The organism is Oceanobacillus luteolus (genome assembly GCF_042678205.1).
Taxonomy (GTDB): Bacteria; Bacillota; Bacilli; order Bacillales; family Amphibacillaceae; genus Oceanobacillus; species Oceanobacillus luteolus.
In genome coordinates this window covers 1-15,671 of the sequence record NZ_JBHUDE010000164.1, presented here as the reverse complement: position 1 = coordinate 15,671, position 15,671 = coordinate 1, and the positions used below count along the sequence as shown (strand labels likewise).

General features: G+C 37.7%; 14 protein-coding genes, 1 other RNA gene and 1 other annotated feature. Of the genes, 2 read left to right on the top strand and 13 right to left on the bottom strand.

Annotation, left to right across the window (positions count from 1 at the left end; translation table 11 throughout):
• Positions 1-67: 67 nt before the first annotated feature.
• From mltG to cymR, 12 genes are all read right to left on the bottom strand, one after another.
• Positions 68-1,195, bottom strand: a complete 1,128-nt coding sequence (gene mltG, locus ACFSBH_RS19680) for an endolytic transglycosylase MltG (protein WP_251509981.1) — start codon at positions 1,193-1,195, stop codon at positions 68-70.
• Positions 1,196-1,511: 316 nt separating this feature from the next.
• Positions 1,512-1,802 (bottom strand): DUF1292 domain-containing protein, encoded by a 291-nt coding sequence (locus tag ACFSBH_RS19675; protein WP_251509979.1) that lies wholly within the window; start codon positions 1,800-1,802, stop codon positions 1,512-1,514.
• A 13-nt stretch (positions 1,803-1,815) separates the two neighbouring features.
• Positions 1,816-2,229 (bottom strand): Holliday junction resolvase RuvX, encoded by a 414-nt coding sequence (gene ruvX, locus ACFSBH_RS19670; protein WP_251509977.1) that lies wholly within the window; start codon positions 2,227-2,229, stop codon positions 1,816-1,818.
• Positions 2,230-2,496 carry an IreB family regulatory phosphoprotein gene (locus ACFSBH_RS19665; RefSeq protein ID WP_251509973.1) on the bottom strand — a complete coding sequence of 89 codons (267 nt, stop codon included), beginning with the start codon at positions 2,494-2,496 and terminating at the stop codon, positions 2,230-2,232.
• Positions 2,497-2,582: 86 nt separating this feature from the next.
• Positions 2,583-5,228 (bottom strand): alanine--tRNA ligase, encoded by a 2,646-nt coding sequence (gene alaS, locus ACFSBH_RS19660; RefSeq protein WP_379599378.1) that lies wholly within the window; start codon positions 5,226-5,228, stop codon positions 2,583-2,585.
• Between the two features lie 74 nt (positions 5,229-5,302).
• Positions 5,303-5,508 (bottom strand) — a binding site (T-box leader).
• A gap of 41 nt (positions 5,509-5,549) precedes the next feature.
• Positions 5,550-6,617, bottom strand: a complete 1,068-nt coding sequence (locus ACFSBH_RS19655) for an AI-2E family transporter (protein ID WP_379599376.1) — start codon at positions 6,615-6,617, stop codon at positions 5,550-5,552.
• A 37-nt stretch (positions 6,618-6,654) separates the two neighbouring features.
• Complete coding sequence (locus tag ACFSBH_RS19650) at positions 6,655-6,858, bottom strand: hypothetical protein (protein ID WP_379599374.1); 204 nt, start codon at positions 6,856-6,858, stop codon at positions 6,655-6,657.
• A gap of 67 nt (positions 6,859-6,925) precedes the next feature.
• Positions 6,926-9,289 carry an SF1B family DNA helicase RecD2 gene (recD2, locus tag ACFSBH_RS19645; protein ID WP_379599372.1) on the bottom strand — a complete coding sequence of 788 codons (2,364 nt, stop codon included), beginning with the start codon at positions 9,287-9,289 and terminating at the stop codon, positions 6,926-6,928.
• A gap of 42 nt (positions 9,290-9,331) precedes the next feature.
• Positions 9,332-9,994, bottom strand: coding sequence for a tetratricopeptide repeat protein (locus tag ACFSBH_RS19640; protein WP_379599370.1), 663 nt, complete (start codon positions 9,992-9,994; stop codon positions 9,332-9,334).
• A 15-nt stretch (positions 9,995-10,009) separates the two neighbouring features.
• Positions 10,010-11,122: a tRNA 2-thiouridine(34) synthase MnmA gene (gene mnmA / locus ACFSBH_RS19635; RefSeq protein ID WP_379599368.1), complete on the bottom strand. Its 1,113-nt coding sequence runs from the start codon at positions 11,120-11,122 to the stop codon at positions 10,010-10,012.
• Between the two features lie 14 nt (positions 11,123-11,136).
• On the bottom strand, positions 11,137-12,279 hold the full coding sequence (locus tag ACFSBH_RS19630; RefSeq protein ID WP_251509962.1) for a cysteine desulfurase family protein: 1,143 nt from the start codon (positions 12,277-12,279) through the stop codon (positions 11,137-11,139).
• A gap of 23 nt (positions 12,280-12,302) precedes the next feature.
• On the bottom strand, positions 12,303-12,722 hold the full coding sequence (cymR, locus tag ACFSBH_RS19625; protein WP_251509960.1) for a cysteine metabolism transcriptional regulator CymR: 420 nt from the start codon (positions 12,720-12,722) through the stop codon (positions 12,303-12,305).
• A 267-nt stretch (positions 12,723-12,989) separates the two neighbouring features.
• Here cymR and ACFSBH_RS19620 point away from each other — a divergent pair, with 267 nt between their 5' ends.
• Together ACFSBH_RS19620 and ACFSBH_RS19615 are read left to right on the top strand one after the other, a co-directional pair.
• Entirely contained in the window at positions 12,990-14,267 is a 1,278-nt protein-coding gene (locus ACFSBH_RS19620; protein WP_379599365.1) for a replication-associated recombination protein A, read from the top strand.
• 272 nt (positions 14,268-14,539) lie between these two features.
• Positions 14,540-15,175 carry an RsfA family transcriptional regulator gene (locus tag ACFSBH_RS19615; protein WP_251509954.1) on the top strand — a complete coding sequence of 212 codons (636 nt, stop codon included), beginning with the start codon at positions 14,540-14,542 and terminating at the stop codon, positions 15,173-15,175.
• A gap of 47 nt (positions 15,176-15,222) precedes the next feature.
• On the opposite strand, the gene ssrS is transcribed toward ACFSBH_RS19615, so the two are convergent.
• A non-coding RNA gene (ssrS, locus tag ACFSBH_RS19610) (6S RNA) lies at positions 15,223-15,398 on the bottom strand.
• Between the last annotated feature and the right edge of the window lie 273 nt (positions 15,399-15,671).

Sequence of the window (15,671 nt, the reverse complement as noted above, 5' to 3'; positions counted from 1 at the left end):
ATTCTACCTCTTCTACATAAGATTCTAATGCCGTAAAAGTAGAAATGTGAATCAATCATCCACATTTCTACTCGTCGTCACCCAAATGCTCGGCTTTATTCTGATTATGCTCCTCTAGTGTTTCTGCAAAATGAATGTTACCTTGTCGGTCATGTAGAAAATACAAATAATCACTCTCGACAGGATTTAATACAGCTTCTAAAGAACTCTCAGCGAAATTACTTATCGGCCCGACCGGAAGTCCCTTGACTTTGTATGTATTGTATGGTGATTCAATCTCCAAATCCTCATATAATACACGTTCTGTATGTTCACCTTTTGCATAGATTACCGTCGGGTCGGTTTGTAAAGGCATATCTACATCTAGACGATTATGAAATACACCAGATATTTCATTACGCTGATCAAGTTTACCTGTTTCCTTCTCTATAATGGAAGCGAATGTGATTGCCTCGTGAATCGTCATCCCAGCTTCATCTATTTGTTCAAAATATGGTGCCATCACACTTTGAGTCTGTTCAAGCATCATCTCAACAATAGATTCAATGGACGGATTTTCCTCATAAAAGTCGTAAGTAATAGCGTAAAGGTAACCCTCCAATGGAGTTTTTACATCTTCATGCAAAATTTCTTCTGTCAACAGAAGTGGATACTCATCAATCAGCTGCTTAATGTACTCCTCATCATTTACCTTTTCGAGGAATTCTTCACTAGTAAATGAAAAATGGTTACTATAGATTTCAGCAATTTGCTCTACGGTTAACCCTTCCGGTATCGTTACTCGTTGAGTTGACTCCAATACTAACTTCCCGCTTTTTAAAGACTCGATAATCTCATCGATTGTCATAGAGGGACTGAATGTATAATTTCCTGCCTGAAAATCAGATTCATTTTTAAATTTTATGTAGAAACGAAATATAAGATCGTTTTTAATAATTCCATTTTCTTCCAATATCCCTGCAATCGTTGAGGTAGAAGAACCTATAGGAATCTCAACATCAATTTTTTCCTCACTATTCTCATCAACTGGTTCCAAAGCGGATTTGACGTATGAATATCCGGCTACTCCACCAATTGCAAATAATAATATAAATACGATGAGGATGATAAAGACTATTTTACGAACCGTGTGTGCTTCTTCTCCCCGAGCATTCCGGTTTTCTTTAAATAGCTTTTTGAATTTTCCTTTGCTCATGCACTTCTCTCCCTCTTATTCGATATATTATACTATATCTCGGAAAATAATAAAGTATAATAACGCGTATTGCAATAGAGCAAATACGCACTTGAGCGACGTGTGACTGGACCGGAACCAGCAATACTAATAATAAAGATGCTGATAGTTACAGGGAAAAGCTGATGTCTACATAAGACATCAGCTTTTCATAAAGTGAATCTGTATCTCTTGGAATATTACCTTGTGGAAACACGATTCAACGTTAGATTTCCCTTTTACTATCCCGATTTCATTCGATACATCAAATGGGAGGTCTTATAGCCACAACTGTCATTTACTTTTCTTCATCGGCTTCGTCTGCTAATGTTTCTAACATTTCCTCTACCATTTCCCATTCCTCATCAGATTCTATTGGGAATAAAGAGAGGTCCTCATCATCGTTATCCTTTTCTTCATAGCGGAATGCATAAACTTCCACTTCTTCATCCTCTGCCTGTTCGACAGGTATAACTGCAATATAGGAAGCATTCGTCTCGTCTACTTCGAACGTAAATAATACTTCAAATAAATGTTCATCCCCATTATCATCGGGAATAATGATTCTTTCTTTTTCTTCTAATGCCATGAGGTCACCCCTATTATTTTTGATTCAGATAACCCTGTAAGATCATTACAGCAGCCATCTTATCAATTACTTTTTTCCTTTTTTTCCTGCTTAAATCCGCTTCAAGCAGTACTCTTTCTGCAGCAATGGTGGATAATCTTTCATCCCATAATACTACAGGTATTTGAAATGTCTCTTCAAAATGCTCGGCAAATCTCATTGAAGCCTCTCCACGTTCGCCGATGGTCCCATTCATATTCTTTGGCAAGCCAATAATAGCTTTTCCTACTTCGTGTTCTTCTATGATTTTTTTCAGTTCAGCATCTGCAGACTGAATATCATCTTCTTGCCAATATATTGTTGTAATTCCTTGGGCTGTCCATCCTAATGCATCGCTGACAGCTACACCTATTGTTTTTGTTCCTACATCAAGCCCTAATATTTTCATTTAGTTATTCTGATTTCCTTTTAAATAGTATTTTACTAATTCCTCAATAACCTCATCACGTTCAACCTTACGTATTAAATTTCGTGCATCTTTATGTCTTGGGATATACGCAGGGTCACCTGACAATAAATAACCTACAATCTGATTAATTGGATTGTAACCTTTTTCCTGTAAAGCTTCATGTACGGTAAAAAGAATGGTTTTTATATCGTGATCATACGGCTCCTCTGAAAAATTAAACTTCATCGTCTTGTCAATTGAACTCATTGTGACACCTCATTCCAATTTTTAAGGAAGCACTCAACTCTATCATAAAATCATTATAACCTTTTCAATGCATTGTTACAAATTACTTACTGGTTTATTACACCATTCACATGATCTTTAGCAGTGTTAAGTGCTTCAAGAATTTTCGATGGATCACTTCCTCCAGCTTGAGCCATATCTGGGCGTCCACCACCTCCGCCACCGCAAACGGCAGCAGCTTCCTTAATTAATTTTCCTGCATGCAATCCTTTTTCGACAAGATCCTTGGATATTCCTGCAGCCAATTGGACTTTCTCATTATTTTCTGTTGCAAGAAGTATAACAACAGAACCAAGTTTCTGTTTCAAATCATCCACCATATTCCTAAGCTGATTCATATCCTTCACATTCACATGCTGTGCCAGTACTGGAATGCCACCAATATCTTCTACCTGCTCTAATATGGCAGAGGCTTCAACATTTGCTAGTTTCGAACTAAGTGATTCGTTTTCTTTTTGCAGAACCTTAATTTCGTGCTGTAAATGCTGTACTTTTTCAGGTAATTGAGCATCATCATTGGCTTTTACAAGGTCGGTAACTTGTCTGAGCACATTCATCTTCTCGTTTAAAAATTCATAAGCATTTTTACTTGTTACAGCTTCAATCCTTCTCGTTCCAGCTCCAATTCCACCTTCTGAAACAAGTTTGAACAGTCCGATTTCAGAAGTATTCCTAACATGACAGCCACCACAAAGTTCGATACTGTAATCACCGATCTGCACTACGCGAACAATATCACCGTATTTTTCACCAAATAAAGCCATTGCTCCCATCTCTTTTGCTTCATCGATTTTTTTATAATCAATAACAAGATTGATGGACTGCCAGATTTTTTCGTTTACAATCTTTTCGATTTGTTCAAACTCTTCTTTGGTAACCGCAGCGAAGTGGGTGAAATCGAAACGAAGACGATCTGGAGTAACTAATGAACCTGCTTGATTCACATGTTTACCAAGGACATCTTTTAACGCTTGATGCAATAAATGGGTTGCAGTGTGATTTTTTATAATTGCATTACGAAAATCATTCTCTACAATAGCACGCACTTGCTCAGCTTTTTGCAACTCACCACTTTTAACCGTCACTCGATGGATATGAAGACCTTGAGGGGATTTTTGTACATCTTCAACGTAAGCTGATGCACTTTCTGTGTAAATCCATCCCTTATCGGCAATCTGTCCACCACTCTCTGCATAAAATGGCGTTTCTGATAAAAAGAGCAGAACCTCATCATTTTCTTTTGCAATCTCTGCTTCAGAATCATCTTTTACAATTGCCGTTATTGTAGCGTTCGTTTCCAACGTATCGTAACCAATAAACTCACCTTCTACATCAAGTTCGCTCAATGCTGTGTTTTGGACCTGCATTGAATCAACTTTCTGTCTAGCACTTCTTGCACGTTCCCTCTGCTTCTCCATCTCTTTCTCAAAGCCTTCTTCATCAATCGTAAAGCCGTGTTCTTCTACGTATTCAGCAGTAAGCTCTTTTGGAAAACCGTACGTATCATATAATTTAAATACTGCTTCTCCAGGAAAAACTTTGTTGCCTGCTGACTTTTCCCTCTCGATAATAGTTGTAAGAATATCCAATCCATCATTTAACGTTTCATGGAATCGCTCTTCCTCTAAACGAATAACTTTGGCTATATAATCTTTTTGATTCGACACTTGTGGATAGTATTCCTTCATTATATCTCCAACAATATCTACTAACTCATATAAAAATGGTTTATCTAATCCTATTTCCTTGGAAAATCGAATAGCTCTTCTAATTAATCTTCTAAGAACATAACCGCGTCCTTCGTTCGAAGGTAGTGCACCATCTCCAATTGCAAAGCTGACTGTCCGAATATGGTCTGCAATCACTTTAAATGCGATAGTCTGTTTTTCGTCTTTCCCATATTTAACTTTAGCGATGCTTTCTGTTTTTTCAATGATAGGCAGGAATAAGTCTGTTTCAAAGTTGGTTGGCACATTTTGAATGACGGACATCACTCGTTCCAATCCCATACCTGTATCAATGTTTTTCTTAGGGAGTGGCGTATACGTATCATCAGCATTATGGTTGAACTGGGAGAAGACCAAGTTCCATATTTCTAAATAACGTGCATTTTCTCCACCTGGGTATAGTTCAGGATCATTTGGATCATTCCCATATTCAGGTCCTCGATCGTAAAATATTTCAGAGTTTGGTCCACTTGGCCCTTCGCCTATATCCCAAAAGTTCTCTTCCAACCGGATGATTCTTTCTGCAGGTACTTTAATTTGATTCAACCAGATATCGTAAGCCTCATCATCTTCTGGGTGCACGGTGATTGACAATAATTCCGGGTCAAAGCCGAGCCATTTCTCACTTGTAAGAAATTCCCATGCCCAATGAATTGCCTCCTCCTTGAAGTAATCGCCAATCGAAAAGTTACCTAGCATTTCGAAAAATGTATGGTGCCTTGCAGTGTAACCGACATTCTCAATATCATTTGTTCGGATGGACTTTTGAGCATTTACAATTCGTGGATTCTCTGGAATGACTCTCCCATCAAAATATTTCTTTAATGTAGCGACACCACTATTGATCCATAATAAACTCGGATCGTCATTTGGTACAAGAGAAGCACTTGGTTCAATTTGATGGTCCTTTTCCTTAAAAAAGTCTAAAAACATTTGTCTAACTTCAGCAGAATTTAATTCTTTCATCATTTGATCCTCCTATATATTTACATTCAGTAATCATCTAATCAAACCAATAAAAAAATCCCCTCTCTGCTCTATGCAGGGACGAGATTATTCGCGGTACCACCCTAATTATGAATAGAATGACTACTATTCATCACTTATGCATGTTAACGGTTTGAAACCGACGGGGATTAGCCGTACTCTAGTGTAGCATTCCATGTTTCCATGTGAGGATGTTCTCAGCACTTCATCCCTCTCTGTCACACGAACTCCATGTACTCGGCACTTTCATCATTTTAAAATATGTGTTTAGCGATAGTATAGATAATAATTTTTCTCTTGTCAATCGGTACTAATTAAATATGGTAAATGCTTAAAGATCACCTTGAGAATCGCAAGAACTGGAACAGCAAGAATCATACCAAGTATACCAAACAATTCTCCACCTAGAAGTAGAACAAAGATAATCGCAATTGGATGGATTTTTATGTTCTTCCCCATGATATATGGGGATAAGAGATTGCCTTCAATGACCTGAACAGCAAAAATGGTGATGACTACATAAATTGCAAGGCTTGGTGATGAGGCATACGCAATTATGACAGCTGGAATGGCACCAATTATTGGACCAAAGTATGGAATAATATTGGTTAAGCCAAGTAAAATGGAAAGCAAAAGAGCATAGGGCACATCAATCCATTTAAATATGATTAAGGTGACCAGTACAACAAATATACTTACGATAAACTGTCCCCTGATATAACCTCCAAGTCCTTCATCAATTGCATAGACCATTCGTTTTACTCTAGCATGGAGTCTTTTCGGTATAAACCTTTTGATGAAATTCTTCATCAACTGATAATCCTTAATATAATAAAATACGAGGACAGGGATTACAGTTATGATAATAATCATATCGAAAATATGCAGAAATCCATCAACGAGCCTCGTCAATAACATATCCAATGAATTTTCCAAACTGAGGAGCAGTTCATCAATTTTATCGTGTACCGTCTCAGGGAGAAATGCAGTATAATCATACAGATTGTTAATTGAAGCCTCATACAATTCTATAAATTGCGGGAAGTTGTCGATCAAATCTTTCATTTGATGAATTACCAAGGGATAGACACGATAAAATAAAAATCCGATACCTCCAAAAAATAGAACATAAATAATCAAGACAGCAAGCCCTTTATGAATTTGCTGCCGATCTAAAAAAGCAATGATCGGAAAAAGTAGATAGGCAATAAAAGCAGCAATAAAAAAAGGCAGTAGAAGCCGCCATATAAAGGAGAAAAGCTCCTTAAAGTAAGGATAAGTTATTAAGATCAAAAAAGAAAATACTAAAAGTAAAATACCAATCAATAAAATATATATTAGTTTTTTTCCATCTATCCGGTGAAGCAATGGCAACACTCCAAGAGACTTATTTTAATCACGATATTCAGGATAGCAATCTATCTTCTGATATCGTTCTTTCTTCTTCGGGAAATAAGTCATTTAATGGACTTAAGCTGCCATCAGGTTCTATTTGATTCATATTAAGCTTCCCTTTTTCAATAGAAAGTTCAATATAACACGTCCAACAATAGTATAATTGAACGCCTATCTTACCAAGGTTCTTCCCTCGACAGTTAGGACAGTGCATTCTACATCATCTCCACGGTCAGTATATAACACTATCCTAACCGTATTTCGAGAGGTCTATACCTATTTTACATAAAATCATAAGGATCGAGTGCTTCTGATTCTTCAGATGAATCTACTTGAGGTTCTATTTCAATTCTTTTTTCAAGCTGTTCAATTAACGAAGTATAACGCTGATTCGTATCGATGGTGGTAACTCCACGCATAAAAGCTGAGCTATCTCCACATATAATGAGAGATTCCTTGCTTCTTGTAATTGCTGTGTACAATAAATTTTTCCTGAGCATACGATGATAGGAAGAAATAACAGGCAATACGACAATCGGAAATTCACTGCCTTGTGATTTATGAATGGAGATACAATAAGCATGCATAAAGTTCAGGAAGTCTTGTCTTTCATACACCACTTCCCTCTCATCGAATGCAATAACTATTTGATCCTTCTTTTCTTTGTTCTCTTTAGCGAAGAAAATCGCTACAACCTCTCCAATATCTCCGTTAAACACACCATCTTCAGGTTGATTAACTAGTTGAATGACACGGTCGCCTACACGGTAAGAAACATCAGAAACTTGGATTTCCCTTTTCTTATCTGTTTTTGGATTGAGCATTTGCTGTAATTCTTCATTAATCCGATTGATTCCTGCTTCTGTCTTATAAATCGGTGCAAGAACTTGAATATCATTCGTATCAATACCTTTATCCATCGCATGTTTAAAGATTTTTGTGATTGCCTCTACAATTTGGTTATTATTTACGGAGAGAAAACTGAAATCCTTTGCTTTTTTCAATGATTGTGGAGTTAGAGCATTGTTTTTTATTTCATGGGCGAGTTCAATTATTTTTGAACCTTCTTGTTGACGATAAACCTCTTGTAATCTTACAACAGGTATTTTATCACTTGCCAGCAGGTCAGATAGAACTTGACCGGGACCTACCGAAGGCAGTTGGTCTTCATCACCTACCATTAATATTTGCATATCATCAGGAATAGCCTTAAATAGATGATTGGCCAGCCAAATGTCGACCATAGAAAACTCATCAACAATTAAAAAACGGCCAGATAATTGTTCATGTTCATCTTTATCGAAACCATCTGTTCCATTCCAACCAAGCAAACGGTGAATCGTATATGCCGGCAACCCAGTTGATTCACTTAAACGTTTGGCCGCCCTCCCAGTCGGAGCAGTCAAAACAAAAGGAAACTCAGCTTTCTTCTCATAATCATCGATATCGAGGGATACATCATGGATAGCTGCATACGCTTTTACAATCCCTTTAATTACAGTAGTTTTACCTGTACCGGGCCCACCGGTTAGGATCATAATCCTTGAGCTTAGTGATTTTTCAATCGCATGAAATTGTTCTTTACCATAGCTAAGCACTTCTTCTTCCTCGATTTCACCTGTAATTTTCATCAGTTCTGCGAGAGTCGTTCTATCTTCAAGCTCGCTTTGCATAATCCTATTCAGGTTCGTCGCAAAACCATCCTCAGCATAATACAAGGAAGGCAAGTATACGTTCCCATCATGTATAATAATTTTCTTTTCTATATTTAAAGTATCCAATTGCTCCATCACTACTTGTTCTTCTATTTGGAACCCTAATAATTGGATGACTTCTCTTATACAATAGTCATATGGTAAGTACACATGTCCATCTTGCATGCTTCTTTGCAAGACAAATACACAACCAGCACCAGTACGAGTAGGGTGGTCGACTGCGAGCCCGTTCATTCTTGCAATTCGATCCGCAGTTTGAAAGCCAAAACCTTCAATATCGAAAACAAGTTGGTAAGGATCATCGGCAAGTTTGATAATAGCATCTTCTTTATACTCTTGATAGATTTGTTGAGCCATTTTTAAGCCGATCTGATAATTTGAAAGAGTGATTGCGATTCTTTCAAACCCTTGATGCTCTTCTAAACTTTTATGTAATTGGTCACGCGTCTTTTTAGTAATACCCGGAATCCCATCCAGGCATTCCGGGTCTTCTAAAATATGAGAAATAGCATTTAAGCCAAGTTTATCTACTATCTTTGTTGCAGTCTTTACACCAATGGAATAAAAAAGATCACTGGAAAGGTATGAAATCAGGCCTTCCTTTGTATCAGGAATATAAGTTTGGTAGGAGTCGACACGATACTGCATCCCAAATCGTGCATGTTGTTCAAAGGTTCCATAGAAATAGTACGAATTTTCTTCCGTAAGTTCAGAGAAATAACCTTTAACAACAATTTCTTTTTCATCATATTCTTCATTTGTATCTTCAATCTTCACTTTAATGATTGAGAAGTTCTCCGACTGATTTTGAAAAATTGTATAAAGAACGACTCCTCGTATATATCCCTTTTCATTTTGCTTTTTTTCTTCCATTTGTAAAACCTCTCGTTTCGTTATAGCTAAAATTTTACATGCTGGCTTCTTCGCCATAACATCTCGCACCGCTATTCATTATAGTTGAGGTGCGGGACATTAAAGATTTTCTAAAAATTCTTCCACCTGTTTCTTGCCGTTAGCAGCCAAATAATGGTCAGATTGGTTTTGAAGGGCCGTATCAAAATAAGCTAACGCTTGTTTTGCATCTTCTTCAAAAACAGCAATTACTCCTAAATTATAGTAAGCGTCACTATGCTCTTTATCAAAATCGATTACTTTCGTAAAAACACTCTTCGCTTCATCAATTAACTGACATTGGGCAAGAGACAAACCGTATTGAAAAAGATAATTTGTTTCCCCTGGTTGTAATTCTGTAGCCCGTAATAAATATGGCAATGCTAAACGAAACTCTTCTTTATTCTGCAACGATAGTCCCAACAAGTAATAAACATGAGCATCCTCAAGACCTTTATCCAAAGCATGCTGAAGATATTTTGCAGCATGTTCAAATTGATTTTGTTCAAAGTACAGATTACCAAGGCCATAATATGCAGTAGCGGCATTTTCATCCAAATCGATTGCTTTTAGAAAAAAGCGCTCTGCACGTTCGTTTTCTTGCAGCTCTACTAATAGGTTCCCAAAGTTTATATACCCTAATGGATCGGACGGATTTTCTTCTATTATTTCATTAAATAATTTTGCTGCTTCTTCGTATTTTTTTTCTTGCATCATACGAATGGCTTCTCTATTTTTCTCCATGTATAAACCCCTAACTCAACCTACATACTCAAGGTGCTGTTCTTCCTTGATCACTTTATCAATAGTCGCTCCACCAAGACATACTTCACCATCATAAAATACAACAGCTTGTCCTGGTGTAATCGCACGCTCCGGTTTGTCAAAATCTACACGGACTTTATTATCTTCCAATACAGTGACTGTCACTTTGCTATCTTTTTGACGATATCTGAACTTCGCTGTGCATGTAAACTTTTCTTTTACCACTTCTGGGTTGATCCAATTTACATCCGTTGCAGTCAATGCATCTGAATATAATTTATCATTCGCATAACTTTGCTCTACATAAAGAACATTTTCTTTTAGATTTTTCCCAACAACAAACCATGGGTCCCCAGCTCCACCGATTCCAAGACCTTGCCTTTGCCCGATAGTATAGTACATGAGTCCATCGTGTCTTCCCTTCACTTCACCAGCAAGTGTCTGCATTTCACCTGGTTGTGCTGGAAGATATTCACTAAGGAATTCTTTGAAATTCCTTTCACCAATAAAGCAAATCCCTGTAGAATCTTTTTTTGTAGCAGTTGCCAGATTATTCTTCAAAGCAATCTCGCGTACTTCTGGTTTATTAAGGTGACCTAACGGAAACATGACTTTATCCAACACGTCTTTTGAGAGCTGGTTAAGGAAATACGTTTGGTCCTTATTTTCATCAACGCCGCGGATAAGTTCTACTCTTCCGTCTTCCCTTCTGACTTGAGCATAATGTCCAGTGGCCAAGTAATCTGCACCTAAAGAAATTGCATGATCAAGAAACGCTTTAAATTTAATTTCCTTATTACACATAACGTCAGGATTTGGAGTACGGCCTGCTTTATATTCATCTAGAAAATAAGTAAATACTTTATCCCAATATTCTTTTTCAAAGTTAACGGAGTAGTAAGGGATATCTAATTGATTACATACACGGACAACGTCATCAAAGTCTTCGGTCGCCGTACACACTCCAAATTCGTCAGTGTCATCCCAGTTTTTCATAAAAATACCGACAACATCATAACCTTGTTCTTTTAGAAGTAAGGCGGCAACCGATGAATCGACACCACCACTCATCCCGACAACCACTCTAATATTTTTATTATCGTTCATTTCTATCACAATCCTTAATTTGTTAATCTTCGTATAATCTTAGCGATCCGTTTCGCTGCTTCGATTACATTCTCTTTCGTATTTGCACTACCGAAACTAAACCGGATGGAATTTGTTGTACATGGATTATTTTCTCCAAACATCGCACTCAAAACGTGTGAAGGTTCAACGCTACCGGCTGTACAAGCACTTCCACTAGATGCTGCAATTCCAGAAAGGTCCAGATTCGTTAACACCTGTTCTACATTTGTCCCTGGAAAGCTTATATTGACGATCGCACTGATCGTGTTCTCTTGTTCGCCATTTAATGTAAACTCAATATCTTCTTCTCTTAATTGCTGAACAAATAATTCTTTATATAGTTGGTACTGTTTGTTTCTTTCTTCACGCTCTAGCTTGACAAGCTCTATTGCTTTACTAAATCCGACAATCGCAGCAACATTCTCTGTACCAGCTCTTCGTTTTCTCTCCTGTTCTCCTCCAAAAGATAAATTTTGAACTGGAACGGATTCATGGGCATATAGAAAACCGACACCTTTTGGCCCATTGATCTTATGAGCTGAAGTAGTCAATAAATCGACTTGAAGCGCATTTACATCGATTTCCAACAAACCATATGCTTGTACGGCATCTGTGTGAAAATAGGCTTGATGTTCTTTTAAAATACTTCCTATTTCTTCTATTGGTTGAATAACACCCGTTTCATTATTTACGTACATGATTGAAACGAGGATAGTATCCTCACGCAGAGCTTTCTCTAGCTCATCTAATGAAATACGCCCTGTTTCACTGACTGATAAATAAGTTACGTCAAATCCAATGGATTCCAAATATTCAGCAGTATGAAGTACAGCGTGATGTTCTTGGGCCGTTGTAATAATATGATTCCCTTTGTCACGGTTAGCCAACGCAGTACCGATTAAAGCGATATTATCCGCTTCTGTACCCCCGCTCGTAAAGTAAATCTCTTTTTCGTTTGCGTTGATGCTGGATGCAGCAAGCCTCCTTGCTTCATCTAACATCTTTCGTGCTTTTCTTCCATAAGAATGGACACTGGATGGGTTACCAAAGACTTCTTGGTAAACTGTAATCATTTCGTTTGCTACTTCTGCAGCTATTGGCGTTGTAGCTGCGTGGTCTAAATAAATCTCTTTCATAGGAGAATTCCTTTCCTTATTCATTAGATATAGAACATGTATGCTTCTTCTGTTTCATTATCATCAGCCTGAATTAAGTCCTCTAGGCTCGTATTATCCAGTACCCCACGAATGGCATCACGGATTTTTATCCATAATGCTTGTTGGGCAGGTTTTTCTTCTTCAATACCCTCCACTAGTGTGATTGGTCCTTCCAATACACGGATGATGTCACCAGCAGAGATTTCTGTTGGTTCCTTGGCAAGTTTATAGCCTCCGTAAGCACCCCTCACACTCTTAATAAGACCGGCGTTCCTAAGAGGTGCAGCTAGCTGTTCTAAATAATGTTCAGATAGATTATTCTCTTGGGCAATGGACTTCAATGACTTCGGTCCTTCCCCATATTCCTTTGCAAGTTCAATCATTATAGTTAATCCGTATCTTCCTTTAGTTGTAATTTTCATACTTTGCACCTCTTTACAATATAAGTCATCACTATACGAGAAAATTAAATTACTGTCCAATAATCAGCGTTTAATTCCAATCGTTCATTGTATACTATTCGCTATTATAACATGAATTATATCTCTCTTGCATTTCTGCGATTTCAAGCTTAAGCTTTAATTATATAACTAATAGAAATACCTTACAGCCGTTTTATAACATATGGATTATAATCCATTCGTTATGTCACTGGCAATGAAACTAGATAATGACAAAGGACGGTTTAAATGAAACGACAACCATTAGCTTTACGTATGAGACCTACTCACATTTCGGAAATTATCGGGCAGGAACACCTTGTCGGTGAAGGTAAATTGATTCACCGGATGGTCAAAGCAAATATGCTCGCCTCTATGATACTATTCGGCCCTCCCGGCACTGGTAAAACGTCAACGGCGGTTGCAATTGCCAAAACAGCTGGTTTGCAAGTGAGATTGCTTAATGCGGTAACACATAAAAAGAAAGATATGGAGATCGTTGTCGAGGAAGCCAAATTAAGTGGACAAATCGTCCTTATTCTTGATGAGGTCCATCGTTTGGATAAGGCGAAACAAGACTTTCTTCTTCCTCACTTGGAAACGAACTTGATTACTCTTATCGGTTGTACAACTAGTAACCCATATCACTCTATAAATCCTGCAATCCGCAGTAGGTGTCACCTCTTTGAACTGCATTCTCTAGAACCCAAACATGTTAAAGAAGCATTACTAAGAGCTATCGAAGATGATACCCGTGGCTTAGGAAAGATGAATATTGAGTTGAGTGAGGATGCACTCGAACATTTCTCAACCAGTTCAAACGGGGACTTGCGTGCAGCTTTAAACGGTCTTGAGCTTGCAGCCATGTCAACCCCGGCTAACGATGACGATATCATCCAGATCAATCTTGAAGCTGCAGAAGAATGTATGCAAAAGAAAAGCTTTTCACATGATAAAGATGGAGATGCCCATTATGATGTCCTCTCCGCTTTTCAGAAATCCATTCGAGGCAGTGATGTTAATGCTTCGCTTCATTATTTAGCTAGATTAATTGAAGCAGGTGATCTTGATAGTATCGCGAGAAGAATGTTAGTAATCGCATATGAGGATATCGGATTGGCAAATCCGCAGGCCGGTCCAAGGACTCTTGCAGCTGTGCAATCTGCTGAAAGACTAGGTTTTCCAGAAGCTAGAATTCCCCTGGCAGTTGCTATTGTTGAACTAGCTTTGTCCCCGAAATCCAATAGCGCTTATAAAGCTTTAGATTCTGCACTTAGTGATGTACGATCCGGAAAAAGTGGTGATATTCCACTGCATTTAAAAGATAGCCATTACAAAGGGGCAAAAGAACTAGGTAGAGGGGTGGAATATAAATACCCACATAATTATGATGGCGGCTGGGTCTCTCAACAATATTTGCCAGATCGAATTAAAAGCAAAAAGTATTATCAACCAAAAGATACGGGTAAATTCGAATCGGCAATGAAGCAAGTTTACGAAAAAATTCTACGAGAGTTAAATGATTAACGTATAATTCCTTTTTCTTGAGGTAATAATAACTATCAACATGATAATCTAGTTTTTCTCATAATGAAAAAAACGTTCAGTAAGCATGTTGGAATCCGTAATCATAGTAACCGCTAAACTCCAAAGCGAAGTTTCTAGTCTGAAATGCCGTCTGGATGAAAGAGCGATTACAAATCGAATACCAACTGAAGCAGAACGTGTTCCATGAGAAAAAATTATCAGATGGATATATTTATAATCTACTATACCACGAGAAAAAGGAGTTGGGTAAGATGGCTAAAGTCAGACAGGATGCTTGGTCCCATGAAGATGATTTACTATTGGCAGAAACCGTACTGCGTCATATTCGAGAAGGCAGTACACAGCTTAATGCCTTTGAGGAAGTTGGGGACAAGCTCAACCGGACATCTGCCGCTTGTGGCTTTCGCTGGAACGCTGAAGTCCGTAATAAATATATTAATGCGATTGATCTTGCAAAAAGACAACGAAAAGAATTAAAAAGAAAACAAGCGAGGCAAAATGTCAAGTCTCTCGATAAACCAACCACGCCTGTCACCAATACAGGTAACCAGGTAGAATACTCTAGTGAGCTAACTTTTGATATGGTTCTAACATTCTTGAAAAACTTAAAACAAGATTATTACGCTTCTAATCAATCAAAAGCAAACATGGAGATTACCTTAAAAGAAAACCAACAACTAAAAGAGGAAAATGCCCGTCTGGAAAAACAATTAAAACAGACAGAAAAACAATTGGAGACCATGCAGGAAGATTACCAGACATTCATTCAAATTATGGATCGCGCTCGTCGCATGACAGTATTGAATGATGAGCGTTCATTTACTTCCCCTAGTTTTAGGATGGATAAAAATGGAAACTTGGAGCAACTAGCGAATCCCTCTAATTAGTTGCTCAATAAAAAAACACGCAGAACCCTCTGCGTGATTTTTTTATTACAAATCCCGATCGTGCCGTCCATGTAAAGTTTTGATCCCGCTATTAGCAGGTGGGTGCCCTGTTCCATACTGCATATATTCGTCCGGTGGACGGGATGAAGCATGGAAACTCCAGGCTCCCTTTCATCTGTTGTTCGGTCAATACACTTTGTATGAACGTACACATCAGGATTACTGAATTATTTATTTATTTGTAAATTTATATTAACATAGTTATTTTTATTTATCAATTCATTCCCCATAAAATAAACGAAGGAATTATATTTCTAATTTAGTAGAGGTTTACCCCCAATTATAATAAATAAACTTTATTTCAAATAGCTAATTCTTCATATTGAAAATTGAGGCTGGGACATAACTAGCCGAAAACAGTAATTAAAAAGGATCCAAGCAATCAAAACTTTGCTAGGATCCTTTTTTGAGTCAAATTTATCATTATCGGTCTTTA